We start from the raw sequence: 25,390 nt of genomic DNA on the forward strand, positions 1-25,390 counted from the left end.
GTGAGTACTCCCGATACCGGCACCCTCGTCACCCGACTGCGAGCCGCAGGGTGCGTCTTCGCGGAGGATGAAGCCGAACTGTTGCTGAGCGCCGCCACCGACGCGGACCACCTGGAATCGCTTGTCGTCCAGCGCATTGCCGGATACCCCCTGGAGCACCTGCTGGGCTGGGCCGAATTCCGCGGCCTGAAAGTCGCCGTCGCCGCCGACGTCTTCGTCCCGCGCCAGCGCACCAGCTTCCTCGTCGAGCAGGCAATCAACCTGGGCCGCAGCATGATTCAGCTGCCAGACGCCGCCACACCAGTCCCGCACTCCCCCGCTTCCGAAAGGGCGCTGATAGCACTCGATATGTGCTGCGGCTGCGGCGCATTGGGCATGGCCTTCGCCACCGAGCTGGCCGCCGAGGGAATTCACGTCGACCTCACGGCATCCGATATCGAACCCGCCGCCATCGCCTGTGCCCGCCGCAACCTGGCCCCGCTCGGCGCGCAGGTCTTCGAGGGCGACCTGTTCGACCCGATTCCCGCCGATCTCACTGGGCGCGTGGACATTCTGCTCGCCAACACCCCGTACGTCCCCTCATCGGAAATCGCCTGGATGCCCCCCGAGGCCCGCGACCACGAACCCCGCGCCGCCCTCGACGGCGGCTCCGACGGCCTGGACATCCTGCGCCGCATCGCCGCCGTAGCCACCACCTGGCTCGCCCCCGGCGGCCACCTCCTCGTCGAGGAGAGCGACGAGCAGGCCCCGATCGCCGCCGACGTAATGCGCCACCACGGCCTCGAAGCCCACATCGCCGAGGACGATGAGCTCGGTGCGACCGTGGTGATCGGCACCCGCCCGCAAACATCTTCGGGCCCCGGCAGCCGGTAATCAGGCCACCGGGCCATGAGTCAACGAAGCGGGGCGGCAAGGTCTTTCAGGTAGTCGCGTAGCCGCTGCTCCACCTCGGCCGGGTCGACGGGGACGACCAGGAGGCCGAAGGCGGTGCCGTCGATCCAGGCGTGCAGTCGGGTCGCCTCGGTTTCCACGTCGCGCGTCGGGTGCAGGTCACCGATTTGGGCCAGTAGCGCGCAGAGTTGGCGGCAGAGGTCTTCTACGGCGTGCTGCGCTTTTTCGGCCAGTTCGGCGAGGCGGGGGTGGGCAGGGGCTTCGGCGATGAGGGCGAGGTTGACTCGCATTTCGGCATTGCGGCGGGCATCGAGAGGTAGGAGTTCCAGCAGGATCGCCATGACCACGGCGCGGGGGTCACGCCCACTCGCGTGCGCGGTGACGCGTTGTTCGACATTGGCGTGGACGAGCTGCATGGAGTGGGCCAGCAAGTCGGCTTTGGTGGGGAACATGTGCCGGAGGGAGCCCAGGACGAGGCCGGCTTCGGCGGCCACGGTGCGGAGGGAGACCGCGCTGACGCCGCTGTCGACAATCAGGCGCCAGACGGCTGCCGCGATATCCGCTTTGCGCTGGTCGTGGTCGATCACTTTGGGCACGAGCCGATATTAGCGCAACTGTGCTAGATTGAAGGCGAGGAATTAGCACAGTTGAGCTAGCAAGGGGATGGAAGATGTTCGATCTAGTGGGGGAACACCCCATTGCGGCCGTCATCGTGGCCGCCGAGGTCGGGTTCTGGGTACTGCTGGGACTCGGCCTGCTGCTGCGTTACGTGCTGCGCCTGCGGGCGCTGAGCAATGTTGTGCTGCTGGGGATTCCACTGCTGGCCGTGGTGCTCGTGGTGGCCGTCGGCATCGATCTGCACAATGGCGCGACCGCCGATGCCACGCACGGGCTGGCCGGGCTCTACCTCGGATTCACGCTCGCGTTCGGTCATTCGCTGATGCGGTGGGCCGATGTGCGGGTCGCGCACAGGTTCGCGGGCGGGCCGGCGCCGGTGCAGATCCCGAAGTCCGGTCCGGAGCGGCGCAAGCATGTGTGGCAGGAGTGGTTGCGCGTGGTGAATGCCGCGGTGATCAGTTCGGTGTCGCTGGGCGCGCTGGCGCTGTTCGTCGGCACGCCCGAGCAGGACGCCACGCTGACGTGGTGGATCGGGCGGGTGTGGGTGATCTGCGGGATCTGGTTCCTGTGCGGGCCGGTGTGGGAGATCGGTCGCAGCGACAAGCAGGAGTCCAGTAAGGACCGGGTGGATATCGGCCGCTGAGGCGGGCCGCCGGTAGCGTGGTCGAGTGACTGTGCGCGGGATTCTGTTCGATGTCGACGACACGCTGTTCGATTACTCCGCCTCCGCCAGGGTCGGGGTGATCGAGCATTTGCGGGCCGAGGGGCTGCTGGAGAAATTCGAGTCCGAGGATGCGGCGGCGGAGCTGTGGCGCAGTATCGAGGACGAGGAGTACGCGCGGTTCCGGACGGGGGAGATCACGTTCACGGGTCAGCGGATCGCCCGCACGGAGCGGTTCCTGGCGAGTATCGGTGTCACGGTGGATGATCCGGATGCCTGGTTCTCGGCGTATCTGGTGCAGCGCGATCTCGTCATGGCGGCGTTCCCGGACGCGCTGCCGACCTTGCAGTCCCTGCACGGGCGGGTCGGGCTCGGAGTGGTGTCGAATTCGGTGCGCGCCATGCAGGAACACAAACTGCGGTCCACCGGGCTGCTGCCGTATCTGGGCGAGGCCATTCTGTGCTGTGTGGAATTCGGTGTGGCCAAACCGGATCCGAGCATCTTCCTGGCCGGGTGCGACATGATCGGGCTGCCGCCGGAGCAGGTCGCCTATGTGGGCAATGATTACGAGATCGATGCCATCGCCGCCAGAGACGCCGGCTTGCAGTCGTATTGGCTGGATCGCCGCGGTGGTGCGGCGGTGGATGACGGCATCACCGTCATCCACTCGCTCACCGAGCTGACGAATTCCTATTTCCGGCCGGTGAATTCGTCCATGGAGTGATAGACGCCGACGGTGTTGAGGTAGAAGTCGCGGACCTTCAGCGGCAGCAGGCCGGAGATGGCGCGGTTGAAGCGCGAGGTCCACGGCAGGATCACCAGGGCGGAACCCTTCTTCATTTCGGTCCAGGAGGTTTCGACGACCTCCTCCTGTTCCAGGATGGGGGTGAACAGGAATCCCTTGGCGCCGTCGAACATTCCGGTATTGATGTAGGTCGGGCACACCGTGGTGAACTTGACGTGCTCGTTGCCGGACTGTTCCAGCTCCAGGCGCACCGAATCCGACCAGCCCAGCGCCGCCCACTTGGAGGCCGCGTAGACGCTCATGCGCGGGTTGGACACCAGGCCCGCCGAGGAGGCGATGGTCATGACCCGCGCCTCACCCTTGCCCGCCACCATGGCGGGCAGGAATTCGAGGGTGATGTACATGGGCGCAAGGGAATTGATGGCCATGGTCTTGTCGATGTCGCCGCGGTTCCCGGTCTCCCAGAAGTAGCCGTTGCCGCGCACGATGCCCGCATTGTTGACCAGCACGTCGATGCCGCCCACCTCGGAGCGGACCGCCGCGCCGGCCTCGGCGATGGCCTCGCGGTCGGAGACGTCGACGACGTAGTGGTGGATGCGGCTCGAGCCTGCCGCGGCGAGTTCGGCCGCGGTCTCCTTCAGCGCCGTGTCATTGATATCCCACAGCACCACGTCGGCGGCGCGCTCGCGCACCGCGCGCTGGGCGAATGATTTGCCCAGTCCCATGGCAGCGCCGGTGATCAGGACCTTCTTGCCCTCGACGGTCTTCATGCCTGTGTGTTCCCCTGTCTCTCGCCTGATCACTTCTGCCGCAACGTTTTCATGACACCCAGGTAGAACGTCATGGTCTTGGCCCACAGCTGCTCCGACATGCCCGGCAGCGGGGCGATGGGCAGTACCCGTTGCACCGCGATGGTCTGGGTGTCCACGTATTTCAGCAGGCCCTCGGGGCCGTGGCGGCGGCCGGTGCCGGAAATGCCGAGCCCGCCGGACGGTGCGGCCACCGAACCCCAGGCGGCGATGAAGCCCTCGTTGACGTTCACCGAGCCGGCGTGGATACGGGCGGCGACCTCGCGGGCGCGCTCCGTATCCTTGCTCCACACACTGGCATTGAGGCCGTAGGCGGTGTCGTTGGCCTGGGCGATGGCCTCCTCGTCGCTGGTGACGCGGTAGACCGACACGACCGGGCCGAAGGTCTCCTCGCGGTAGACGGTCATGCCCTCGCGCACGCCCTCGAGGATGGTGGGCTCGTAGAAGTACGGGCCGAGCTCGGGGCGGGCCTTGCCGCCGGCGAGGACCTTCGCGCCCTTGGCGACGGCATCGTCGACATGCTTGCTGACGGTGTCGATCTGGCGTGGGAAGGTCAGGGAGCCGATCTCGTAGTCGAAGTCGAGGCTCTTGCCGAGAGCGAGTTTCTTGGTGTTGGCCACGAATTCGGTGATGAACTGCTCGTACACGGTGTCGTGCACATAGATTCGCTCGATCGATTCGCACAGCTGGCCCGCTGAGGCAAAGCAGGCGCGCACCGCGATCTTGGCGGCGGCCGAGACGTCGGCGTCGGCGAGCACGAGAAGCGGGTTCTTGCCGCCCAATTCGAGGGAGTAGCCGATGAGCCGCTCCCCCGCCTGCTGGGCGATGGTGCGGCCGGTGGCGCTGGAACCGGTGTAGTCGACGTAGTCGGCGCGCGCGATGACCTCGGTGCCGACCACCGCGCCGCGGCCGAGCACCGCCTGCCACAGGCCCTTGGGCAGGCCGGCGCGCTCGGCGATATCGATGGCCAACAACAGGGTCAGCGCGGTCTGATTGTCCGGGCGGCCGATGACCGCATTGCCCGCGAGCAGCGCGGGCAGCGCATCCGAGGCGCCCAGCGCGAGAGGGTAATTCCACGGCGAAATGACCGCGACCACGCCCTTGGGCCGGTTGCGGACCTCGACCTGGGTGAGCACCGGCATGACTCCGCGCGGCTTGCGGTGCGCCAGAATCCTTTTGCCCTCCGCGGCATAGAAGCGGGTGTTCACCGCGACGTCGGAGACCTCGTCGAAGGCGTGCACCCGCGACTTGCCGGTCTCGGTCTGCACGATGTCGAGAATGGTGTCCTGTTCGGCCAGCACCAGATCATGAATGCGCCGCAGCAGCGCCGCCCGCTCCCCCACCGGCACCTTCGCCCACCGCTCCTGCGCCGTGCGCGCCGTCGCGAACGCCTTCTCCACATCGGCTACCGAGGACTGCGGCAGATCGGCGATCTTGCGCCCGGTGGCCGGTGCGAACACCTCCACCGAGGGCGCACCGCCCGCGACGGCATGCCCGAGCAACCGCTGGACCAGGTCGAAGGGAAGCGCATCGGCGGCAGCCAACTGCGGGGCAGTCGTCATTGGTCGCCCTCTCGATAGGAGATGTCCGGGCCGCGGCCCGCAATTTACTGAACATCGGTGTTACATGAACACCAGTGTTAGATTAATACCCGTGACGCCCGTGTCAAGCGCTCCGACGGCCGAATCCAAGGCCACCCCCGCCCGTCGCGGCCGCCCCCCGCAGACGGAGAAGCAGGCCGACCAGGTCCGCGCCCGCATAGTCCTCGCCACCGCCGAGGTCTTCGCCCAGCACGGTTCCCGCGGCCTCAGCGTCGCCCGCATCATCGAATCCGCGGCCCTGGCCCGCCCCACCTTCTACCGCTACTTCGCCAACGCCACCGAACCCCTCCACGCGCTTCTGACGCTGTCCAACGAGGACCTGGTGGGCGGCATCCGCTCCGCCCTCGACCGCACCGTGCAACCGGTCGATCTGGGCATCAACATGATCGAGGCCTACCTGCACTGGGCCAGCGGCCACGGCCCCATGCTCTCCCCCCTCTTCGCCGAACTCCACGACCCCGGCTCCCCCGTCTCGGCCTACCGCGAACGAGCCCTCGACGACATCCGCACCCTGATCCGCGCCAAATTCCGCGAACTCGGCCGCCCCGAACCCACCCCCTTGGACCTCGACACGGCCCTCCAAACCTGCGAATACGTAGTCTTCCGAATCTCCGCCACCGGCGAACCCACCCCCCAAACCATCGCCGCCGCCCGCCTGACCATGATCCGCACCGTCCTGGTAACCCTCGGCCGCCGAGCAGACCTCGAATACGCCCTCACCATCCCCGGCCTCTTCACCGACACCGACTGATCCGAGCCCGCCGCCGACCGCCCCGTTTCGATCTACCGTGCCTCACATTCTCCTGGCCCCTGATCGAAGACTTCACCGAAGATCATTTGCGAGCCCGGGTCACCGAGGAAGAGGCCGAACGCCTCCGCGGCGAGGCCATCAGCCTCGCGATCACCGACGCATCCAACCCTGACCGAATCTGGGGCGGCGCCTCCCTTTTCGACCTCGATTGGACCAATCACCGAGCAGGGATCGGATACTGGCTCACCGCATACGCCCGGCACCAAGGTGCCGCGACCCGATCAGTACGCCTGCTGGCCCACTGGGCCTTCACCAACCTCACAGTCATGCGACTCGAACTAACCTGCGCACCAGAAAATCTCGCCTCCCAACAAGTAGCCGCCCGCTGCGGCTTCACCCGCGAAGGCCTTCTCCGATCGCACATCCCCTTCCAAGGCCGCCGCCACACCGTCCTGTTCAGCCTGCTGCCAACCGACCTACGCCACCCCTCCCCCGACTGACCGATCGCGCTACGATCCGTCTCCGTGCCATCCTCCCCTTCACACGAGCGCCCCCAACCGCCCTACTACGCCGTAATCATCTCCACGCAGCTCCGAGGCGAGGAAACTCCCGATTACCAGCAAATGGCCATCCGCATGACCGAACTCGGCACCAGCCAGCCCGGTTACCTGGGCCGCCAAGGCATGACCGACGGCCAAGGCCGAGACCTGTCGATCATCTACTACCGCGACGAGGAATCCATCCGAGCCTGGAAGGCCGACGTCGAACACCTCGAGGCCCAACGGCTCGGAAAAGAGCGCTGGTACCAGAACTACACAGTCGAAGTAGCACGAGTCGAGAGGGAATACGCTTTCTCGCACGAAACACCCTGCGGCGCATAGTCACCCGCTTGGAAGTGGATAGGCTCGCCGAATGCCTGATGCGATCTTTGCGCACCATCGCCTCGCGCCTGTCTACGACGCCTTCGAAGGCTCTCGCGATGACCTAACGGCTTACCTCGATATCGCCGACGAGCTGAGCGCGGACTTCGTCCTCGACATTGGTTGTGGGACAGGGTGTCTCGCGATTCTGCTCGCTGAAAGCGGCCGCACCGTCGTGGGTGTCGACCCGGCAGAGGCATCTCTCCAGGTTGCGAGGTCGAAGGATGGCGCCGACCGAATCACCTGGCTGCACGGTGATGCGAGCGCCCTGCCGCCGGTCGGTGCCGACCTTGCCGTCATGACCGGGAATGTCGCGCAGGTCTTTCTGACCGATGAGGACTGGTCGCAAACGTTACAGGGCATCCACTCCGCTCTTCGCCCAGGCGGTCATCTCGTGTTCGAAACCAGACGTCCCGAACGCCGAGCCTGGGAACAATGGGCAGCGACTACACCGGTCACCCTCAACGTTCCAAGAATCGGACCGGTGGAACAGAGCCTGCACGTCACCACCGTCCAACTCCCCCTCGTTTCTTTCCGCCACACCTACAAATTCCTCACCGAGAACACCGCCCTCACTTCCGACTCGACACTCCGCTTCCGCAGCCGCGACGAACTCGAATCGAGCCTGACCGCCTGCGGCTACCGCGTGCAGGATGTGCGAGAAGCGCCAGACCGCCCAGACCACGAGTGGGTATTCATCTGCCAGAGTGCCGACTAGGAGGACAGAAACGATTCATGTCGAAGTCGGAACCGATCCCTCCGTCGGCGTCCATCGTGACCGGAACGAGGCGGCCGGTGGAGGTCACCAACCATGCCAGCACGGGCTCGATCGGTGAGTCTGGATCATCTGGCATGTGGGCTCGCTCGCAGCCGTGCCAGCCACCGCCGGGCAGGGCGGTGACCACTTGGTTTGCTTTTTCGAGGTGTGAGAAGTCGGGATAGTCCGAGATCGGTCGTCGTGCACCCATCTCGGGGTCGACGACCAGAGCGGTTCCGGTTGCTGGATCCCACCCATCAACCTCCCACGTGCGTCCGATCAGGGTCTCGGTGCCGCTGAAGATGGCGACCCAGCCGGAGCCGGTGAAATCGTGGTGAATCCGCATGCGCAACATCATTCCCTGCGGCAACCGATTCTGGTTTGTCAGTCGGTGACCGTCAGAGATAGGCGGGTGGCGTGTGTGTAGGAGATCAGGACGAAATCATCCCAGATGTTCGCGTAATAGCCCTCAGGCTGGGTATCGACCTGGGCCGCGAATTGGGGTGTGCCGAGCAGCTTCTCGATATTGTCGGCGAAGGTGTAGATGTGCACGTCCAGTGCGGCGGCAGATGGTGTCGGCCCTCCGGGTGGATCCATTCGCCGGACTGCGTCTCGGAAGTACTGGGACCACTGCGTTGCCGGATGGATCACGTGGATATCGAGAATCGGGTCCGATACCACGCGGCGTACGCGATCGGCTACGGACTCACGACGAATGAGAAGCTCGCCATCCAGTGCGAGCATTGGATCGAGGTAGATGCTGAAGGCGTGATCGGCACCTGTCATTACCTCCTCGAACGGGACGGCAGCATTCGTCGCCGCCCTTCGCATGGCATTGCCTACGAGTTCGCCGCGGTTCTGGGTTGCGTCGGCCTTCTTCCTCACCCGCGAAGTATCTGTCACTGACCGGCTTTGACGCGACCATTCATCGTAGTTGTGGTGGAGGTGGCGGCGGCGGGAGCAGCCGGGCTGCATGATGGTGGGATGAGTGAGCGGGTGAGTGTATGCGGGTAATGCTGGGGTTGATTGTGGTGCTGGCGGTTGCGCTGGTGGTTGGGGATCGGGTTGCGGTGGGGATGGCGGAGGATGAGATTGGGCGGCGGATCGCGTCGGAGTACAGCCTGCCGCAGGAGCCTCAGGTTGATATTCGGGGGTTTCCGTTTTTGACGCAGGCTGTGGACGGGCGGTATGGGGACGTGGGGATTCGGGTTGGGGAGTGGAGTGACGAGAGGATTTCGGTTCGTGAGCTCGAGGTGACGTTGAACGAGGTGGATGCGCCATTGGGGGATTTGCTGGAGAAGCGGACGTCGAATCTTGTTGCGGGGAAGGCTACGGCTACGGCGGTGGTTCCTTATGAGACCGTGCAGAGGTTTGCGCCGGAGGGGGTGGAGTCGATTTCCCATGGGCCGGACGGGCTGCGGGTGAGCGGGACGTTCTCGGTGCAGGGGATTCCGGTGCCCGCGACGGTTGTGGTTACTGTCGCGCCCACTGGTGACGGGATCGAGGTCACTCCGGTTTCGGTGCAGCCTTCGTCGGGTGGGCCGACCATTTCGCTCGCCTTGGTGCGGGAATCGCTCACGTTCGTGGTGCCGTTGCAGCGGTTGCCGCTCGGTGCGCAGGTGACGGATATTCGGCCGGGGGCGGAGGGGCTGCATGTGACGGCTGTGGCTCACGACGTGAAGTTCTCCGATTTGCCGTGAGCGACGGCCGATTTCAGGAGTGAATCAGGTTGTCATCGTGTGTTCGAGGACTGCGGTGGCGTATTGGTGGTGGATGGCGGCGGGGAGGGAGTGGCCCATGCCGGGGATTTCGACGAGCTTCGCGCCGGGGATGAGACCGGCGAGATGGCGGCCGTGGGGTGGCGGGTTGATCGGGTCGCGCAGACCTTGGATGACCAGGGTGGGGGTGGTGATGCCGGGCAGGTCGGGACCGCGGGTGTCCAGGCCGGTGCGGACTTCGGCGTGGGGGTGCTGGGGCCTGGTGTCCGGGCGGCCCGCGTGCTGTTGCGCGGCCAGTTCCGCCGCCCGGAGTTCGGCTTCGTCGTAGAAGTCGCCGGTTATCAGTTGATCGATGTTGGTGGTGGATTCGCCTATTCCGAACGCCAGCTCGACGAACTGACGATTGGGGGTCGGGAGGCCGTCGGGGGTTGGTTCGCCGGTCAATGCGCGGTCCCAGTTGTCGAAGAAGTCGACGCCGAGGGCGAAGCAATTGCTCAAGGTGAGGGTGCGCAGGCGGGAACGATGGTCCAGGGCGAGCAGTTGGGCGATGCCGCCGCCCATGCCGAAACCGGCGACGTGTGCGGTGTCGATCTTCCAGCTGTCGAGCACTGCGACCGTGTCGGCGGCCAGGTCGTCGAATGTGTAGGGGTGGCCGGCGAATTCACGCCAGGTCGACCTGCCGGTGTCGCGGTAGTCGTAGCGGATCACGCGGTGACCGGCGGCCACGAAACGGTTGACCAGCGGGTCCGGCCAACCGGTCGAGGAGAGGGTGTCGCCGGAGAGCAGGAGTAGCGGCGGATCGGCCGGGTTGCCGCGGCTTTCGGTCCACAGTTCGATGTCGCCGACTGCGGTCGCCTGCGCGTTCACCTCGATGATCATTCGATTGCTTCCCCCGATTCGATGACGGAAATGGGCGGCATGAAATCGAAGCTATCCAGAGGAGAAAAGCTCTGCCAGGGGCAGATTCACCGATCGTCAGCGGTGGCCGGCCGGTGGCGGGTGACGATGCGGTGGATGAGGCGGGCCGCAGTGCGGGCCGTCCGGGCATCGATATCGAGGGACGGGTTGAGTTCGGCGACATCGACGGCCGCCAGCTTGCCGCTCACGGCCGCCTGGTCGCAGATGCGCTGGATGACCTCCAGTGGAACGCCGTACGCGGCGGGCGCGCTGACCCCGGGAGCTACCGCGGCGGGGAGCACATCCAGGTCGATGGTGAGGTAGAGCAGGTCGACGGAGTCGAGCAGGTCGGCGATGAAAGCGTCGACGATGCCGAGATCCGTTGGGCCGCACTCCTCGTCGAGGAGGTAGTGCACGCCCAAGCGGTGGGCCGTTTCGAACAGGACGGTGGTGTTGCTCGGCTGGCTGATGCCGACGATGTCGTAGCGGCAGGAAGATCCAGCGGCGCGTTCGGCTTCGAGGATCTGCCGGAAGGGTGTGCCGGAGCTCGGGACCGGCTCGTCCCGGAGGTCGAAATGTGCGTCCAGGTTGAGGATTCCGAGACGCGGCCGGGTGCGACGCAGTCGGGTGGCGGCGACGCCGGAGTAGGTGCCGAAGGCGACCTCGTGCCCGCCGCCGAGAACGACGGGCAACCGGCCGGAGTCGAGGGCGGCGGCGACGGCGCGACCGAGTCGAGCTTGGCCGGATTCCAGGTCGGCATCGGCGACGGCGATGGTTCCGGCGTCCTCGAGGGCGAGCGTCGACGGCAGCGCCATGGAGGCCAGCGCACCACGCAGGGCATCGGGACCAGCGGCCGCGCCGGGGCGGCCCTTGTTACGTCGGACGCCTTCGTCGCTGGCGAAACCGATGAGCACAGAACCGCTTCCGGCTACATCGGGATCGTAGGCACGGATCGCCTGATGCCAGCGCAGATGCTCGGAGGCGTGACCATCAGTGCGGCCGGTCCACGATGTGGGCGGGATATCGACGATGATCTCGGTCGCCGCGGTATCGGTGGTCATGCACCCGCCCCTGTGACCAGAACGCCGTCCTTCCAGACCTCACGCACCAGCGCGACACCCGGACGGTAGGCCAGGTGCAGGTAGGAAGGCGCGTCCAGCGCAATGGCGTCCGCGCGTGCACCGATGCCGAGGTGACCGATATCGTTGCGCCGCAACGCTCGCGCACCGCCCGCCGTGGCCCCCCAGACGGCTTCGGCCGGGGTCATGTGCAGTTCGCGGACCGCGAGCGCAATGCAGAACGGCAGGCTGGTGGTGTAGCTGGTGCCGGGATTGCAATCCGCGCCCAAGGCCACCGTCACGCCGGCGTCCAGGAGGGCGCGAGCGTTCGGATAGGCATTGCGGGTGCAGAAGTCGGCTCCGGGCAGCAGGGTCGCGACTGTCGAACTACTTGCCAGGGCATCGATATCGGCAGCCGTCACGTAGGTCACGTGATCCACCGAGGCCGCCCCCAGCTCGACCGCCAACTGCACGCCGGGACCCTCGCCGAGCTGATTGCCGTGCACCCGAGGGATGAGCCCGTGCGCTACACCGGTTTTCAGCACCGCACGTGACTGCTCCTCGTTGAAGGCTCCCCGTTCGCAGAACACGTCGATCCATTTCGCGTGCGGCGCACAGGCTTCGATCATCTCGTCGCACACCATGGCCACGTAATCATCGGCGCGACCGGCATATTCGGGAGGCGGCACATGCGCGGCCAGCAGTGTCACATCGTCGGTGAACCGCCCCGCGACCTGCGCACTGCGCAATTCATCGCGCGTCGTCTGCCCATACCCGGTCTTGATCTCCACCGTCGTACTGCCCGACCGCAACGCCTCGTTCAACAACCGCCGCACAGTGGCCTCGAGCTGCCCCTCATCGGCGGCTCGCGTGGCCTCGATGGTGGTCCGTATACCACCGGCGGTATACGGCGTCCCGGTCATGCGAGCCGCGAATTCCTCGGCCCGGTCACCGGCGAACACCAGATGGGAATGACTTTCCACGAACCCGGGCAGCAAAGCCCGCCCACCCAGATCCACCCCGTGATCCGCGGCGGGCGCCTGAGCGCTGTCTCCCACCCACGTCACTTTCCCGTCGGCGAAGGCAATGGCGGCATCCTTGCGGACACCCAACACCCCCTCCCCCAGCCCGGGATCATTGGTGACGAGTGTTCCGATATTCGTGACGACGAACGAGCCCACTATCGATTCCTTTCAGTCCCGGGCCATTTCGGCATCGGCCGGATAGATCATCCGCTCGGGCGGATCGGCGCTGCGTTTGGCGAGCGGGTAGTAGATGGCCGCGGTCACCACAATGCCGACGATCCACGAGATATCCGCGCCGCCGAGCATGTCGGTGATCGGCCCGGTGTAGAGCTTGGTCGCCAAGAACGGGATCTGCACGACCACGCCGACGATGTAGCAGCCCAGCGCCGTCGCATTCCAGGCCCCGTAGCGCCCGGAAGGATTGTAGAGCGCCGGAATGTCGATCCGTTCACGCGAAATCAGGTAGTAGTCGATCAAATTGATCGCACTCCACGGCGTGAACACCATGAGCAGCGCCAGCACGAAGTTCTTGAAGTTGTTGAGGAAGTCGGCGCTGGCGGCCAGCGCGATGAGCGTGGACGCGGTGGTGAACCCCAGAATGTAGAGGGTGCGCGCCGTGGTGGAGATGCGCGATCTCGCGTCGAACGCCGTCACCGTGGTCAGCATGGACATGAACCCGCCGTAGGCATTGAGCACATTGACGGTCAGCTTCCCGAGCACGATCACCAGATAGATGAGAATGGCGATGGCCGCCGGACCGGCGAGATCGCCGATGAACCCGACCTGATTCTTCATGAACGCCTTGCCCGCCACCGCCGCGATGAGCGCCCCGAAGGTCATCGACCACTGCGAGCCGATCACCGTGCCCGCGAAGGTGGACCAGAACGTGGCCCGATCACTGGTCGATCGCGGCAGATACCGCGAGTAATCGGCCACATACGGCCCGAACGTCAACTGCCAGCTCGCGCCCAAAGCGACTGCGAACAGGAAGGTGGCCGTCTCGATCCCCTTCACCCCGATATGCGCGGCCACATCGTATTCGCCGAACAGCCGAATCGCCAGATAGGTGAAGCCGATGATCCCCACCACGGTGGCAATCCGCCCGACAATATGAATCAGCTTGTACCCGGTGACCGCGATGAACGCGGTCAACAACCCGAAGATCACCATCCCCAGCTGCGCGCTGTCGATGTGCAGCACCTTGGCGATCGCCTGCCCCGCCAAAACCGTTCCGGTGGCCGCGAATCCGAGATACATGAGGATCGCCAGCAGTAGCGGCACCACCGCACCCCGCACCCCGAACTGGGCGCGACTGGAAATCATCTGCGGCAGCCCGAGTTTCGGCCCCTGTGCGGAGTGCAGCGCCATGACCGCCCCGCCCGCGAGATTGCCGATGAGCAATCCGATGATGGCCCACAGCGCATCCGCCCCGAAGATCACCGCCAGCGCGCCGTCGACGATCGCGGTGATCTGCATATTCGCCCCGAACCACAGCGTGAACTGACTGCGCGGGCTGCCGTGGCGTTCGGCGTCGGGAATGACATCGATGGTGTGGCGTTCGGGGGTCAGAACTACCTCGGCGGGACCGTCGTGCGTCATGGTCTCGGCCTTCTTTCTACTGGCGACAGGGGTGGATCAGTGCTGCTCGGACATGGGGATTCGGACGCCGCGGGTGCGGGCGGTCTCCTGCGCGTGCTCGTAGCCGGCGTCGGCGTGCCGGATGACGCCCATGCCCGGATCATTGGTGAGCACGGCCTCGATCTTGCGGGCCGCCAGCTCGGTGCCATCGGCGATGCACACCTGACCTGCGTGAATGGACCTGCCCATGCCGACGCCGCCGCCGTGATGGATGGACACCCAGGAGGCGCCGGATGCGGTGTTCACCAGGGCATTCAACAACGGCCAGTCGGCAATGGCGTCGGAACCGTCACGCATGGCCTCGGTTTCGCGGTACGGCGAGGCCACCGAGCCCGAATCCAGGTGATCGCGGCCGATGGCGACGGGCGCGGAAAGCTCACCGCTGGCGACCATTTCATTGAACTTCAGCCCGGCGCGATGCCGTTCGCCGTAGCCGAGCCAGCAGATGCGCGCGGGCAGCCCTTCGAAGGCGACCTTCTCCCCCGCCATCGTGATCCACCGCTTCAAATGCTCGTTCTCCGGGAACAATTCGAGAATGGCGCGATCGGTGGCGGCGATATCGGCCGGATCCCCGGACAGCGCGGCCCATCGGAACGGCCCCAGTCCCTCCTCGAACAGCGGGCGAATGTAGGCGGGCACGAAGCCGGGGAAGTCGAAGGCCCGGTCGAAGCCGCCCTTGCGCGCCTCGTCGCGAATGCTGTTGCCGTAGTCGAAGACTTCCGCGCCGCGATCCAGAAAACCCACCATGGCGGCGACGTGCGCGGCCATGGACCGCCGCGCCTGTTCGGTGAACCACACCGGGTCCTGCTCCGCCAGGCGCTTCATATCCGCGAGGGCGACCCCGATCGGCAGGTACGCGAGCGGATCGTGCGCGGAGGTCTGATCGGTGACGATATCGATCGGCGCCGCACGCTCGAGTAGCAGCGGAAACACCTCCGCCGCATTGCCTTCCACGCCGATGGACAGCGGCCGCCGCTCGTCCCGCGCCGCGACCGCCAATGTGAGGGCATGCTCGATGCTGTCGGCCTTCACATCCAGATACTTGTGCGCGATCCGCCGATCGATCCGCGTCACATCGCAATCGACGCAGAGGGCGACGCCCTCGTTCATGGTGACCGCCAGCGGCTGCGCACCGCCCATACCGCCGAGACCCGCGGTGAGCGTGATGGTTCCGGCGAGCGTCCCGCCGAATCGCTTGCGCGCCACCGCCCCGAACGTCTCGTAGGTGCCCTGCAGAATCCCCTGCGTGCCGATGTAGATCCACGACCCGGCCGTCATCTGCCCGTACATGGTCAACCCGAGCTCCTCGAGCCGCCGGAACTCCTCCCAATTCGCCCAGTCCCCCACCAGATTCGAATTGGCGATGAGCACCCGCGGCGCCCACTGGCTGGTCCGGAAGACGCCGACCGGCTTACCGGACTGCACCAGCATGGTCTCGTCGTCCCGCAGCGTCTGCAATGTCGCGACCATGGCGTCGAAGGCCGCCCAGCTGCGCGCCGCCCGTCCGGTGCCGCCGTACACGACCAGGCTGTCCGGATGCTCGGCCACCTCGGGATCGAGATTGTTCATGAGCATGCGCAGCGCGCCCTCCTGCTGCCAGCCCAGGGTGGTGAGCTCGGCGCCGCGGGGTGCGCGCACGGTACGGGCCGGATGGCCGGGGGACGTGATCTCCATTGCAAGTCCTGACTCGATGTGTGCTGGATCGCATTCCCTCTCAGTTGTATAGTCCTGTCTATACAACTGTCAATAGCCGGTCATCCGGGCCGGTAGGCTGCGGGATCGAGCGTTTCGGACGGGCGAGGAGCAGGGACGAGGATGGCAGCGGTGGACGGCGACACGGAGCTCGCCGCACTTTTCGCGCAGGCGGGCGGGACCTCCGCGCCCGCCTATGAGCGGATCAAGAACCTCGTCGCGGCGCAGATCCGGTCCGGGCGCTGGGAGGAAGGCGATCAACTGCCCTCCGAGCACCAGTTCGTGGCCGCACTCGGGTTGTCGCGCATGACGATCAATCGCGCGCTGCGGGAGCTGACCGCCGAGGGCGTCATCGTCCGCAAGATGGGCGTCGGCAGTTTCGTCGCCGCCACCAAGAAGTCCTCACCGCTGTTCGAGGTGCGCAATATCGCCGATGAGATCCAGCAGCGCGGGCACCGCCATCGCACCGAAGTGGTGCTGGTGCGCGCCGAGACCATCGACTCCGCCCACAGCTTCCTGCGGGATTCCATCGGCGGCAGGGGTTTTCATTCGATCCTGGTGCATTTCGAGGACGACACGCCCATTCAGGTGGAGGACCGCTACGTGAATCCGGCCGAGGCGCCGGGCTATCTCGACCAGGACTTCACCGCCACCACGCCCAATGACTATCTGAGCCGGGTCGCGCCGCTGGTGCGCGGTGAGCATGTGGTGGAGGCCGTGCTCGGCAGCCCGGAGGAGTGCCGGCTGCTGCGGATCGACCCGGCCGAACCGTGCCTGCTCATCCGCCGCCGCACCTGGTCCGAGCACGGGCTGGTGAGCGTGGCCCGGCTGGTGCATCCCGGATCCCGCAATCGGCTCGAAGGCGTTTTCGGTCGTTAACCGAACTACGGTTCGCGCGGCGCTTCGCGTTTCCGAAAACGGGAATACCGTGGAGTATGCGTACTTTTGTGCATCTGGCGCTGTTCGCGAGCGCCATTGCCATGGCAGTAGGGGCGTTCGGGCCGCTGGTCGGGGCGGTCGAGGGCAGGAATATCGCATTCGAGGATCTGCGCGACGGCTTCCCGGCCGGGCAGACCCTGGAACAGGTCGACGGGCAGTCCGGGTCCTTCGTGACCTCGGTGACCCTGGCATTGCTGATCATCGCGGCCGTGGTGCTGCTGGCCGCGCTGTTCGGGTCGCGCACCCTGGGCTGGCTGGGCGTACTGGCCGGTGTGGCCGTGCTCGGCGTGCTGGCCTGGCGGCTGGACGAGAGCTTCGGGCTCTTCGACAACTACCGGGACCTGCTCGGCGATACCTGGGGTCTGTATGCGTTCGGCGGCGGGCTCATCGTCGCGCTGCTGGCCTTGCTGATTCCCCGGGAGCGGGCCGCCGCCCACACTCCGCTCCCGGCGCGGTCGTAGCGATCAGCTCTCGGCCTTCTTGGCGGTCGGTACCCGGGCCGCCCCATTGGCGCGCTCGAAGACCATCGACGCGTCGGTGATCTTGCCGTAGCGCAGTTTCGGCAGGTCGCGCAGATAGTTCATATGCAGTTTCCAAGGTGCGCGATCACCCTGTTTGGGGAGGATGTCGAGCGCGCGCAGCACATAGCCGGGTTCGAAGTTCAGGAACGGCGCGGGACCCACCGAGGGATCGCGGACCGGCGTGGCCTTCGCATAGCCCTTGGCGTCCATGTGGCGCAGCAGCCGGACCACGTACTCGCACACCAGATCCGCCTTCAGGGTCCAGGAGGCGTTGGTGTAGCCGATGATGAAGGCGAAGTTGGGGACATCGGAAAGCATCATCGCCTTGTAGGCCATGGCTTTCGGCAGTTCGATCGCGCGGCCGTCGACGGTGAGGTCGAGACCGCCGAACACGCGCAGATTCAAACCCGTTGCGGTGATGATGATGTCGGCGTCGAGATCGCGACCGGAGGCCAGGTGCAGACCGGTTTCGGTGAAGGTGTCGATGGTGTCGGTGACCATCTCCAGCTTGCCGTGGCGGATGGCGCGGAAGAAATCACCATTGGGGGCCAGGCACATCCGCTGATCCCACGGCTTGTAGCGCGGATTGAAATGGGTGTCGATGTCGTAGCCGACGGGCAGCCAGCGCTGCTGCAAGCCGTGGATCCAGGCCCGCATGCGCTTCGGATAGCGTTGCGAGAGTTGATACATGGCGGTGGCGAGCAGCACGTTCTTGGCGCGCGCCAGACCGTAGGCGGTGCGGGCGGGCAGCAGGCGGCGGACGCGGTCGGCGAAGCCGTCGCGTTCGGGCATGGAGATGATGTAGGACGGGGAACGCTGCAACAGGACCACGTGCGCGCCCTGCTCGGTCAGCGCGGGACCGAGGGTGACCGCGGTGGCGCCGGAACCGATCATGACCACGCGCTTGCCCGCCACGTCCAGGCCCTGCGCGGGCCAGTGCTGGGGGTGCACGATCGGGCCCGGAAAGCGGTCCATGCCCGCGAAATCCGGGGTGTACCCCGCGTCGTAGCGGTAGTAGCCCGAGCAGCTGAACAAGAAGTTCGCGGTGATGGTCACCGTGTCGCCGTCATGGTCGGCGGTCACGGTCCACTGGTTGTCCGCGGAGGACCATTCGGCGCGCAGCACCTTGTGCCGGTAGCGGATGTGCTTGTCGATCCCGTTCTCCACGGCGGTATCGCGCACATAGTCCAGAATCGAGTCCCCGTCGGCAATGGCCTTGTCCCCCAGCCACGGCCGGAACCGATAGCCGAGGGTGAACATATCCGAATCGGAGCGAATTCCGGGATAGCGGAACAGGTCCCAGGTGCCGCCCAGCGAATCGCGCATCTCCAGGATCGCGTAGGTCCGCCACGGAAAGGCCCGTTGCAGGTGATACGCGGCGTCCACACCCGATAATCCGGCCCCCACAATGAGCACATCGACGTGCTCGGGCGTGCTGCTCATCGAAACCCCTCGATTCGCACATTTCCGGCGCTCGCGGCCGGGGTGCCCTGCGCACCCGCCCCCAGGGTATCCAGCGCGGCACCCGGATTGGGGTGAAGAGCACTACGAACGCGAGAAGAATTCGCCGATGAGACCGGCCACGCGCTCGGGAGCATTCTTGTCGATGCCGAAATGGTCGAGACCCGGAACGGTAATGCGCTCGCAGTGCGGGATGACGGCCGCTAAAGCGGTGTGATCGGCGTCGGTTTCCGGGCGGCGGTCCTTGTCGCCGTCCATGAGCAGCACCTCGGCGGTGATCTCCTGATAGTGCGGATAGGTATCGTTCAGGCGCGCGATTTCGCGGTGTTCGCGCAGGTTGGCGCCGAGCTGGGCAATGACCATCTCCTTCTCGGGGGCCTTCATGAACAGCGGCAGCGCGCGGCGGAACATCCAGCGCGGGATCTTGCGCATGCCCTCGGGGCCCATATCGCGGACGAATTCGACGAAGGCGTCGAAGGGTTTGTTCTGGTTCAGATGTTTCTCGTACGGATCCATCCACCCGGTGGGCATGGAACCGGCGACCGAGACGCCGGGCTCGTAGAGGGCGAGCTTGCGGCAGGACGGATTGGCGCGAGCGAATTCCAGGGCGACCAACCCGCCGTAGCTGTGGCCGACGAGGAAGGCCGCGCCGGTTTTGTCCTGTAGCGCCTTCACATCGGCGATATCGTCGGCAATGGTGTAGTCCGCGCCCTGTGGGCCGCTGTCACCGCGGCCGCGCCGTTCCATGGTGTGCACCGTGAACGCCGTGCCCAGCGCGTGAGCGAACCGCGTGAACCCGGAGGCCAGCGACAGCGCGCCGGGCACGATGATCACCGCGGGGCCATGGCCGATGGTCAGGTACGCGATCCGCGTACCGTCCGCGGAAATGACGCTATCGCTCGACTGCTCCGGCTGCGGGTTCGATTCCGCCATTGCGATCCCCTCCGACCAGCGACCGTAGACCTGCTGAACAGGCCCGGCTGCAACGGTTTCCGAGCTATCAGCCTACGCCCGGCCGGTCCGCCGCGGTCGCGGTCGCGGGATGTCGCGGCGCGCCCGCACCGCATGTCGCCCCACGCCGGGGCCGGCTGCCCGCGTGTCCGCGTGGGTGCAGCCGCGACCGGGCGCCCTCGCGGGCGACTAGGCGCGCAGGCCGCTGGCTCGGAGCACGCGGCGGGAGATCGCGGCGCGGATGGAATCCTCCGTGCCCAGGACGCGCACATGCTTTCGGGCGCGCGTGATGGCCGTGTACAGCAATTCGCGGGTGAGCAGCGTAGATTCCGGGCCGGGCAGGACAACCGAGACATTGTCGTACTGGCTGCCCTGGCTGCGATGAATGGTCATGGCGTAGACCGTCGTCACCCCCGGGAACTGGGTGGGATGCACGAGATACGGTTCGGTGCCGCGCTGCAGGGCGGCGCGCAGGGTGCCGTCGGGGGCGCGCACGATCACGCCGGTGTCGCCGTTGTAGATCCTGGCCTCGTGATCGTTCGCGGTGACCAGCAGCGGCTGGCCCGGATACCAGTGTCCCGGACCGGGATCGGAGCTGATTCCGGCGGCAGCGACCCAGCCCGCCGCCATGCGATCCCAGCGCTCGACGCCGTACGGGCCTTGGCGGTGCGCGCACAGCAGGCGATGCGATTCGAGGGCGGTCAGCGCGGCGGTGGCGTCGCCGTCGAGCGCGGCGTCGGTGGCCGCCCGCGACGCCCGCAGCACATCCTCGCGCACCTCGGTGATGTCCTCCGGCGTGTGCAGCGACAGTTCCGTGCCTCCAGCTGCCAGCAGCTCGAGCGCCGTGTCCGCGTCCCCGGCACGCACGGCGACGGCGAGATCGGCGATCCGGCCGCCGAACCGCCGCCCGCGGGTAAGGCGCACGATGCCACCCCGCAGCCGATCCCGCTCCCGCACGGACAGCCCGTCGGGATGCGTTGCGCTACCGCGCAGTTCGCCGCCAAGAATGGTGGACAGCGCCGGATTGGCCTTGCCCAGCACCGGTCCCGCGACGAGGTCGGCGAGCACCGCGCCCGCATCCACCGAGGCCAGCTGGTCCGGGTCGCCGACCAGCACCAGGCGCGCATCGGGCCGCACCGCGGGCAGCAAGCGGCTCATCATGGTCAACGACACCATGGAGGTCTCGTCGACCACGATCACGTCGTAGGGCAGCCGGTTGAACTCGTTGTGCCGGAAGCGGCTCGCGCCGCCGCGCTGCCAGCCGAGCAGGCGGTGCAGGGTGGCGGCGGTGAGTTCGGGCAGGCCGATGTCCCCGGCCTGCTCGCGCACCGACTCCTGCAGGCGCGCAGCGGCTTTGCCGGTGGGTGCGGCGAGCGCGATACGCAGCGCGGGCGCGCCGGGGATCGCCTCCTGATGCGCCACGAGCAGAGCCAGGACGCGGGCGATGGTGTGCGTCTTACCCGTGCCCGGGCCGCCCGCGATGACTGTCGTCCATTCCGTGGCGGCCAGGGCGGCCGCCAGTCGCTGCCGGTCCAGCGGTTCGCCGGGCGCGGGCGGATCCGGGAACAGCCGATCCAGTTCACGCCGAACCAATTCCGCGTCGACCATGGGATGGGTGCCCGATCGCTCGGTGAGCACGCGCCGAATGGTCTCCTCCTGCCGGTAATACCGGTCCAGGTACAGCAGCGGCCCCGCCCCGCCGGGCGGATCGATCAACCGCAACGGCCGCAACGGCCCCGCCGGGCTCCCGCACACCAGCGGGCTCACCCGCAATGCCGCGATCACCGCCTCCACATCCGGCCACGGCAGCGTCGCCGGATCGATCGTGGACTCCTCGGTACCCTCGGCATCCACGCCGATCTCGTGCATGCGCCGCACTTCCAGGCACACCGACCCGGACCGCACCGCGCGCACCGCCAGCGCCGTGGCGAACAACACCAGCCCGGACTCCTCCCGCCCGAGCCGCCCCAATCGCAAGGCCACATGCAGGTCGGCGGCCGACAGCACCCCGGCCTCATTGAAGGTCCGCAACGGCCCGGTTCCCCGCTGCGCCAACTGAATCGCCGTCATCGCCCCGCTCCTCGCGCAGTCCCGGCGGCGGGCGCGAGGCACGGCGCCACGAACGACCCGGGCGCCTGATCGACCGTTCGCCCCGTCATTCCGGCGTGTTTATGGCCGGAATCCACCACGCTGCGGGAGATCCCGGCCAAAAGCACGCCGGGATGACGAACAGGAGCCCTGGACGAGGTGTCGGACGCCGTATTCGACAAGGTGGAAGCCCCGGTGGCGGGGCTGTGGCCGATCATGCGCGTCATCGGGTCACCTCGATCTCACCGGCGAGCAGGGCCGACAGTTCCTCGACCAGTGCGGCGGGCGGGTTCCAGTCGAAAACGCCGCAGCCGTCCGGGGTGTCGGGGCCGATCATGCCGCGGACGAACAGGTAGCGGATGCCGCCGAGATGGCGGGCCGGGTCGTAGCCGGGGAGGCGCCAGCGCAGATAGCGGTGCAGGGCAACGGAATACAGGATTGCCTGCAGCGGGTAGTGGGAGCGCATCATTTCGGCGGCCATGCGGTCGCGGGTGTAGTGGGCGACGGTGAGGTCGCCTTGGGCGAGGCGGTTGGTCTTGTAGTCGACGACGTGGAAGCGGGGGCCGTCGGTGCGCAGGACGGCGTCGATGCTGCCGGTGAGGTAGCCGCGCAGCGGGGTGTCGTCGAGGTGGGCAATCTGGTCGGCGTAGGGGGCCAGGATGTCGTCGGGCGGCAGGTGGCGGCGCAGCAGACCGGCGATATCGGGGACGGTGACGCGGGTGGCGGTGGGGTCGTCGCCGCCGGCCAGCGGGAGTTCGAAATCCATTTCGCTGAGGCGGTCGCGGGCGGAAATGTCTGCCAGGCAACCGAATCCGAGGGGCGTGTGCATGACGGCGAGCAGCGCGCCGGCGAGCACCTCCGGGTCGGCGTCGAAGAGTTGTTCGGCGACGGCGTGGTGGCAGCGGGCGCGGAGTTCGGCGGCCAGGTCGGGGGCGTCGGTCTCGATGTACTCCAGGATCTCGTGCACGAGGGTGCCGAATTCCGCGCCGTAGGGCAGCGTGTTCATGAGCGACGGCGCGGCGGCGGGGACGTCGAGTTCATGGTCGAGCACCGAGGGCGTGGCCGGTTCGTCGTCGACGCCGCCGCCGTCGGGCGCATCCCCGGCGGGCATGGCCTCGTGCGCGCCCGCGGTGAGCGCCGAATACGAGGTGCGCCGCCAATTCTGGTCGAGGTGGCGGTCGAAGTGCGCGGCCTCCAGGGTCTCGGCGGCGCTGCCGGTCTCGGCGCGGGGCAGCCGGGCGCGGGTGGCGCGATCCACCGGTTCGACGGTGATGATTCCGGGTTCGGCGGTCGAGGCGGCCCATTCCGAGAACCGTTCCAGGACAACCGAGTCCGCAGGGACCGGCGCTTTGTCGGCGACCACCGGACTGCCCGGTTCGCGGCCCAGGATCATGCGGTGCAGGGGTGCGGTCTGGGTGTCGTAGGCGGGCGCCCACCAGGCCACCACTTGCGCCCCCGCGCGGGTGAGCGCGACGTAGAGCAGCCGCAGTTCCTCGGCGGCCTCCTCGGCTTCGGCCCGCAGGCGCCGGGAGTTGTAGCCCACCGCGTCCGGACCGCCGACATCCAGGACGCGGCGGCCCTGGTCGTCGTGGAACAGCAGGGTCGGCGGGTTGCGCATCTTGGCGGCGTCCCACGCGAACGGCAGGTACACGATGGGGAATTCGAGCCCCTTGCTGGCGTGCACGGTCGCGATCTGCACCGCGGCGGCATCGCGGTCCAGGCGGCGGCTGCGGTCGGCGACGCTGCCGGAAGCCGGATCGCGGACGCGGTCGGCCAGCCAGCGGGTGAGCGCGGACAGGCCCAAACCCTCACGCAGAGCGGCCTCGTCGAGCAGCTGGGCGATCTGGCGCAGGTCGGTGAGCTGCCGCTCGCCGCCTTCCAGGCCGAGCAGACGCGGCGCGAGTTTCGTTTCGGCGCTCATCTTCTCGAAGACGGCCGCGAATCCGGCGCGGGCGAACAGCCGGGCGGAATCGCGCAGTTCGGCGCTGAGGCGGCCCACCAGATCCGCTCCGCCGGCGTCGATATCGACCGCGCTCAACCCGAGCAGGGCGGTTCCGGCCGCGAGCCGCACCCGGTCGGCGCGATGCGGCTGTTCGAGGGCGTGCAGCACCCACAGCCACTCCGCCGCGGCGGTGGTGCCGAAAACGCTTGCTCCACCGGCGAGTACCGAGGCCACCCCGGCGATCTCGAGTTCCTTGCGCACCATGTCCAGCTGATTGCGATTGCGCACCAGGACCGCGATATCGCCCGGGCCGACCGGCCTTTCCTTCGGCGTCCCGGCGTCGATGCGGGTACCGGATTCCAGCAGTCGCACGATATCGGCCGCCACATCGATGGCGATCCGTTCCCGCTGCTTGCCGACGGTCGGATACCCGGACCGGTTCAACGATCCGGCCCCCGTGCGCGGAAAACACCGCAGCCGGAACGGAATCACGGCCTCCGGCTCCCCCGCCAGCCGCGAGAACGGCCGGGTCGCCGAGATCTTGTGCACGGTGATCTCCTTGTGCCCCAAGGCCGCACCGCCGTGCAGGTGTTCCAGCGCCGCCAGCAGACCGGCGTCGCTGCGCCAGTTGGTGGTCAACTCCTTGCGTGCGTCCGCGTGCGCGACCGCGTCGAGATAGCTGAGCACCTCCGCGCCCCGGAAGGCATAGATGGCCTGCTTGGGATCACCGACCAGAACGAGCGTGGCATGCCCGTGGAAGGCACGCCGCAAGATATCCCACTGCAAGGGATCGGTGTCCTGGAACTCGTCCACCAGCGCCACCCGGTACCGATCCCGGATCCGCTGACAGGCCTGCGGCCCGTGCTCGGCATCCGCCAGCACCTCGTGCAACAACACCAGCAGATCATCGAAATCCCGCAGCCCCGCAAGCCTTTTCCGCCGCGCCGTCTCCACCCGCGCCGCCTCCGCGAACGCCACCCGCTCGCCCGCCGGATCGTCGTCGCCCTCCCCCTCGGGCACCAGCACCGCATGCCCGTCCCCCACCGCCGCCGCGGCCAGCCGCTGCGCATCGGCCGGCCCGAACGGCGCATTACCGCGCGCGTACCGGCTCAGATACAGGTCATCGGCCACGGTCGACACCACGTCCCCGATGCCCTCGACCAGCCGGACCCCCGGATCCTGCTCCCCCGCCAGCCCCAGCTCGTCCAGCATCCGCTGACAAAAGCTGTGCGTGGTGGCGATGGTCCCCGCATCGAAATCCGACAAGGCCGCCAGCAGCCGCTCCCGCCGCGCCGCCACCTCGCTGGGCCCCGCCGCCGCCAAATGCTTGACGAGATCATCCCCCTCGGCCCGCGCCCGCTCCGGATCCGCCAGCGCCGCGGCCACTCCCACGAACCGATCCCGAGTCCGCTCCCGCAGCTCCTGCGTCGCCGCCCGGCTGAACGTCACCAACAGCAACTCGGAGATGTCCACCCCCGCCTCGGCCACGAACCGCACCGCCAACCCCACGATGGCGTACGTCTTCCCCGTCCCCGCACTGGCCTCCAGCACAGTGGTCCCCACCGGCAGCGGCCCGGTCAACTCGAACCGATCCCCCGAATCCCCGTGCACCGCGACCACACTCACTCCTCCCGAAGGCGACTCCGCCCCGGCTCGCACACCCGTGCCCCAAAGCCCTTCCCCCGCACCGATTTCCTCGTCGAGTCC

Annotated in this window: 24 protein-coding genes; 10 read left to right on the forward strand and 14 right to left on the reverse strand. The window is 67.2% G+C overall.

Going from position 1 to position 25,390, the window contains the following annotated elements:
* Positions 1 to 873 (forward strand): putative protein N(5)-glutamine methyltransferase, encoded by an 873-nt coding sequence (locus ACFVIV_RS09115; protein ID WP_379194276.1) that lies wholly within the window; start codon positions 1 to 3, stop codon positions 871 to 873.
* A gap of 20 nt (positions 874 to 893) precedes the next feature.
* On the opposite strand, the gene ACFVIV_RS09120 is transcribed toward ACFVIV_RS09115, so the two are convergent.
* The gene (locus ACFVIV_RS09120) at positions 894 to 1,487 is read right to left on the reverse strand and encodes a TetR/AcrR family transcriptional regulator (protein WP_379194277.1); all 594 of its coding nucleotides are present in this window, start codon (positions 1,485 to 1,487) and stop codon (positions 894 to 896) included.
* A 74-nt stretch (positions 1,488 to 1,561) separates the two neighbouring features.
* On the opposite strand from ACFVIV_RS09120, the gene ACFVIV_RS09125 reads away from it, so the two are divergent.
* Together ACFVIV_RS09125 and ACFVIV_RS09130 are read left to right on the forward strand one after the other, a co-directional pair.
* A complete protein-coding gene (locus tag ACFVIV_RS09125) occupies positions 1,562 to 2,152 on the forward strand; it encodes a hypothetical protein (RefSeq protein WP_379194278.1) in 591 nt (196 codons plus the stop codon).
* 25 nt (positions 2,153 to 2,177) lie between these two features.
* Positions 2,178 to 2,894: an HAD family hydrolase gene (locus ACFVIV_RS09130; RefSeq protein WP_379194279.1), complete on the forward strand. Its 717-nt coding sequence runs from the start codon at positions 2,178 to 2,180 to the stop codon at positions 2,892 to 2,894.
* Here the strand turns inward: ACFVIV_RS09130 and ACFVIV_RS09135 are convergent.
* Entirely contained in the window at positions 2,861 to 3,685 is an 825-nt protein-coding gene (locus ACFVIV_RS09135; protein WP_379194280.1) for an SDR family oxidoreductase, read from the reverse strand. The two genes, ACFVIV_RS09130 and ACFVIV_RS09135, sit on opposite strands and share 34 nt — an antisense overlap.
* A 29-nt stretch (positions 3,686 to 3,714) precedes the next feature.
* Positions 3,715 to 5,286, reverse strand: coding sequence for a succinic semialdehyde dehydrogenase (locus ACFVIV_RS09140; RefSeq protein WP_379194281.1), 1,572 nt, complete (start codon positions 5,284 to 5,286; stop codon positions 3,715 to 3,717).
* A gap of 91 nt (positions 5,287 to 5,377) precedes the next feature.
* Here ACFVIV_RS09140 and ACFVIV_RS09145 point away from each other — a divergent pair, with 91 nt between their 5' ends.
* From ACFVIV_RS09145 to ACFVIV_RS09160, 4 genes are read left to right on the forward strand one after another with little or no spacing between them, the layout of a single operon-like run.
* Entirely contained in the window at positions 5,378 to 6,076 is a 699-nt protein-coding gene (locus ACFVIV_RS09145) for a TetR/AcrR family transcriptional regulator (RefSeq protein WP_379194282.1), read from the forward strand.
* 59 nt (positions 6,077 to 6,135) lie between these two features.
* On the forward strand, positions 6,136 to 6,576 hold the full coding sequence (locus ACFVIV_RS09150; RefSeq protein ID WP_379194924.1) for a GNAT family N-acetyltransferase: 441 nt from the start codon (positions 6,136 to 6,138) through the stop codon (positions 6,574 to 6,576).
* A gap of 24 nt (positions 6,577 to 6,600) precedes the next feature.
* The gene (locus ACFVIV_RS09155) at positions 6,601 to 6,957 is read left to right on the forward strand and encodes an antibiotic biosynthesis monooxygenase family protein (RefSeq protein ID WP_379194283.1); all 357 of its coding nucleotides are present in this window, start codon (positions 6,601 to 6,603) and stop codon (positions 6,955 to 6,957) included.
* A 31-nt stretch (positions 6,958 to 6,988) separates the two neighbouring features.
* Positions 6,989 to 7,714, forward strand: a complete 726-nt coding sequence (locus tag ACFVIV_RS09160) for a class I SAM-dependent methyltransferase (RefSeq protein ID WP_379194284.1) — start codon at positions 6,989 to 6,991, stop codon at positions 7,712 to 7,714.
* Here the strand turns inward: ACFVIV_RS09160 and ACFVIV_RS09165 are convergent.
* Both ACFVIV_RS09165 and ACFVIV_RS09170 read right to left on the reverse strand, forming a co-directional pair.
* Positions 7,692 to 8,111, reverse strand: coding sequence for a hypothetical protein (locus tag ACFVIV_RS09165; protein WP_379194285.1), 420 nt, complete (start codon positions 8,109 to 8,111; stop codon positions 7,692 to 7,694). The genes ACFVIV_RS09160 and ACFVIV_RS09165 overlap by 23 nt on opposite strands.
* 26 nt (positions 8,112 to 8,137) lie before the next feature.
* Positions 8,138 to 8,638, reverse strand: coding sequence for a hypothetical protein (locus tag ACFVIV_RS09170; RefSeq protein WP_379194286.1), 501 nt, complete (start codon positions 8,636 to 8,638; stop codon positions 8,138 to 8,140).
* A gap of 119 nt (positions 8,639 to 8,757) precedes the next feature.
* On the opposite strand from ACFVIV_RS09170, the gene ACFVIV_RS09175 reads away from it, so the two are divergent.
* Entirely contained in the window at positions 8,758 to 9,453 is a 696-nt protein-coding gene (locus ACFVIV_RS09175; protein WP_379194287.1) for a DUF2993 domain-containing protein, read from the forward strand.
* A 24-nt stretch (positions 9,454 to 9,477) separates the two neighbouring features.
* Here the strand turns inward: ACFVIV_RS09175 and ACFVIV_RS09180 are convergent, their stop codons facing one another.
* The 5 genes from ACFVIV_RS09180 to hutU form a co-directional block, all read right to left on the reverse strand.
* A complete protein-coding gene (locus ACFVIV_RS09180; RefSeq protein ID WP_379194288.1) occupies positions 9,478 to 10,350 on the reverse strand; it encodes an alpha/beta fold hydrolase in 873 nt (290 codons plus the stop codon).
* Positions 10,351 to 10,436: 86 nt separating this feature from the next.
* A complete protein-coding gene (hutG, locus tag ACFVIV_RS09185) occupies positions 10,437 to 11,429 on the reverse strand; it encodes a formimidoylglutamase (protein ID WP_379194289.1) in 993 nt (330 codons plus the stop codon).
* Entirely contained in the window at positions 11,426 to 12,607 is a 1,182-nt protein-coding gene (gene hutI, locus ACFVIV_RS09190) for an imidazolonepropionase (protein ID WP_379194290.1), read from the reverse strand. The genes hutG and hutI overlap by 4 nt, the downstream gene beginning before the upstream one ends.
* A gap of 12 nt (positions 12,608 to 12,619) precedes the next feature.
* Positions 12,620 to 14,050, reverse strand: a complete 1,431-nt coding sequence (locus ACFVIV_RS09195) for a purine-cytosine permease family protein (protein WP_379194291.1) — start codon at positions 14,048 to 14,050, stop codon at positions 12,620 to 12,622.
* A gap of 36 nt (positions 14,051 to 14,086) precedes the next feature.
* Complete coding sequence (gene hutU / locus ACFVIV_RS09200) at positions 14,087 to 15,763, reverse strand: urocanate hydratase (RefSeq protein WP_379194292.1); 1,677 nt, start codon at positions 15,761 to 15,763, stop codon at positions 14,087 to 14,089.
* Positions 15,764 to 15,904: 141 nt separating this feature from the next.
* Between hutU and hutC the strand changes: the two genes are divergently transcribed.
* Positions 15,905 to 16,660: a histidine utilization repressor gene (gene hutC / locus ACFVIV_RS09205; RefSeq protein ID WP_379194293.1), complete on the forward strand. Its 756-nt coding sequence runs from the start codon at positions 15,905 to 15,907 to the stop codon at positions 16,658 to 16,660.
* Positions 16,661 to 16,716: 56 nt separating this feature from the next.
* The gene (locus ACFVIV_RS09210; RefSeq protein WP_379194294.1) at positions 16,717 to 17,181 is read left to right on the forward strand and encodes a hypothetical protein; all 465 of its coding nucleotides are present in this window, start codon (positions 16,717 to 16,719) and stop codon (positions 17,179 to 17,181) included.
* Between the two features lie 3 nt (positions 17,182 to 17,184).
* Here ACFVIV_RS09210 and ACFVIV_RS09215 read toward each other — a convergent pair whose 3' ends face one another.
* The 4 genes from ACFVIV_RS09215 to ACFVIV_RS09230 all read right to left on the reverse strand — a co-directional run bounded on the left by ACFVIV_RS09215 (position 17,185) and on the right by ACFVIV_RS09230 (position 25,342).
* Complete coding sequence (locus tag ACFVIV_RS09215) at positions 17,185 to 18,684, reverse strand: flavin-containing monooxygenase (protein WP_379194295.1); 1,500 nt, start codon at positions 18,682 to 18,684, stop codon at positions 17,185 to 17,187.
* A 102-nt stretch (positions 18,685 to 18,786) separates the two neighbouring features.
* Positions 18,787 to 19,635 (reverse strand): alpha/beta fold hydrolase, encoded by an 849-nt coding sequence (locus ACFVIV_RS09220; RefSeq protein WP_379194296.1) that lies wholly within the window; start codon positions 19,633 to 19,635, stop codon positions 18,787 to 18,789.
* A gap of 207 nt (positions 19,636 to 19,842) precedes the next feature.
* A complete protein-coding gene (recD, locus tag ACFVIV_RS09225) occupies positions 19,843 to 21,723 on the reverse strand; it encodes an exodeoxyribonuclease V subunit alpha (RefSeq protein WP_379194297.1) in 1,881 nt (626 codons plus the stop codon).
* A 241-nt stretch (positions 21,724 to 21,964) separates the two neighbouring features.
* Positions 21,965 to 25,342, reverse strand: coding sequence for a UvrD-helicase domain-containing protein (locus ACFVIV_RS09230; protein WP_379194926.1), 3,378 nt, complete (start codon positions 25,340 to 25,342; stop codon positions 21,965 to 21,967).
* Positions 25,343 to 25,390 lie beyond the last annotated feature (48 nt).

It is taken from the genome of Nocardia sp. NPDC127526, assembly GCF_042672265.1.
GTDB lineage: Bacteria > Actinomycetota > Actinomycetes > Mycobacteriales > Mycobacteriaceae > Nocardia.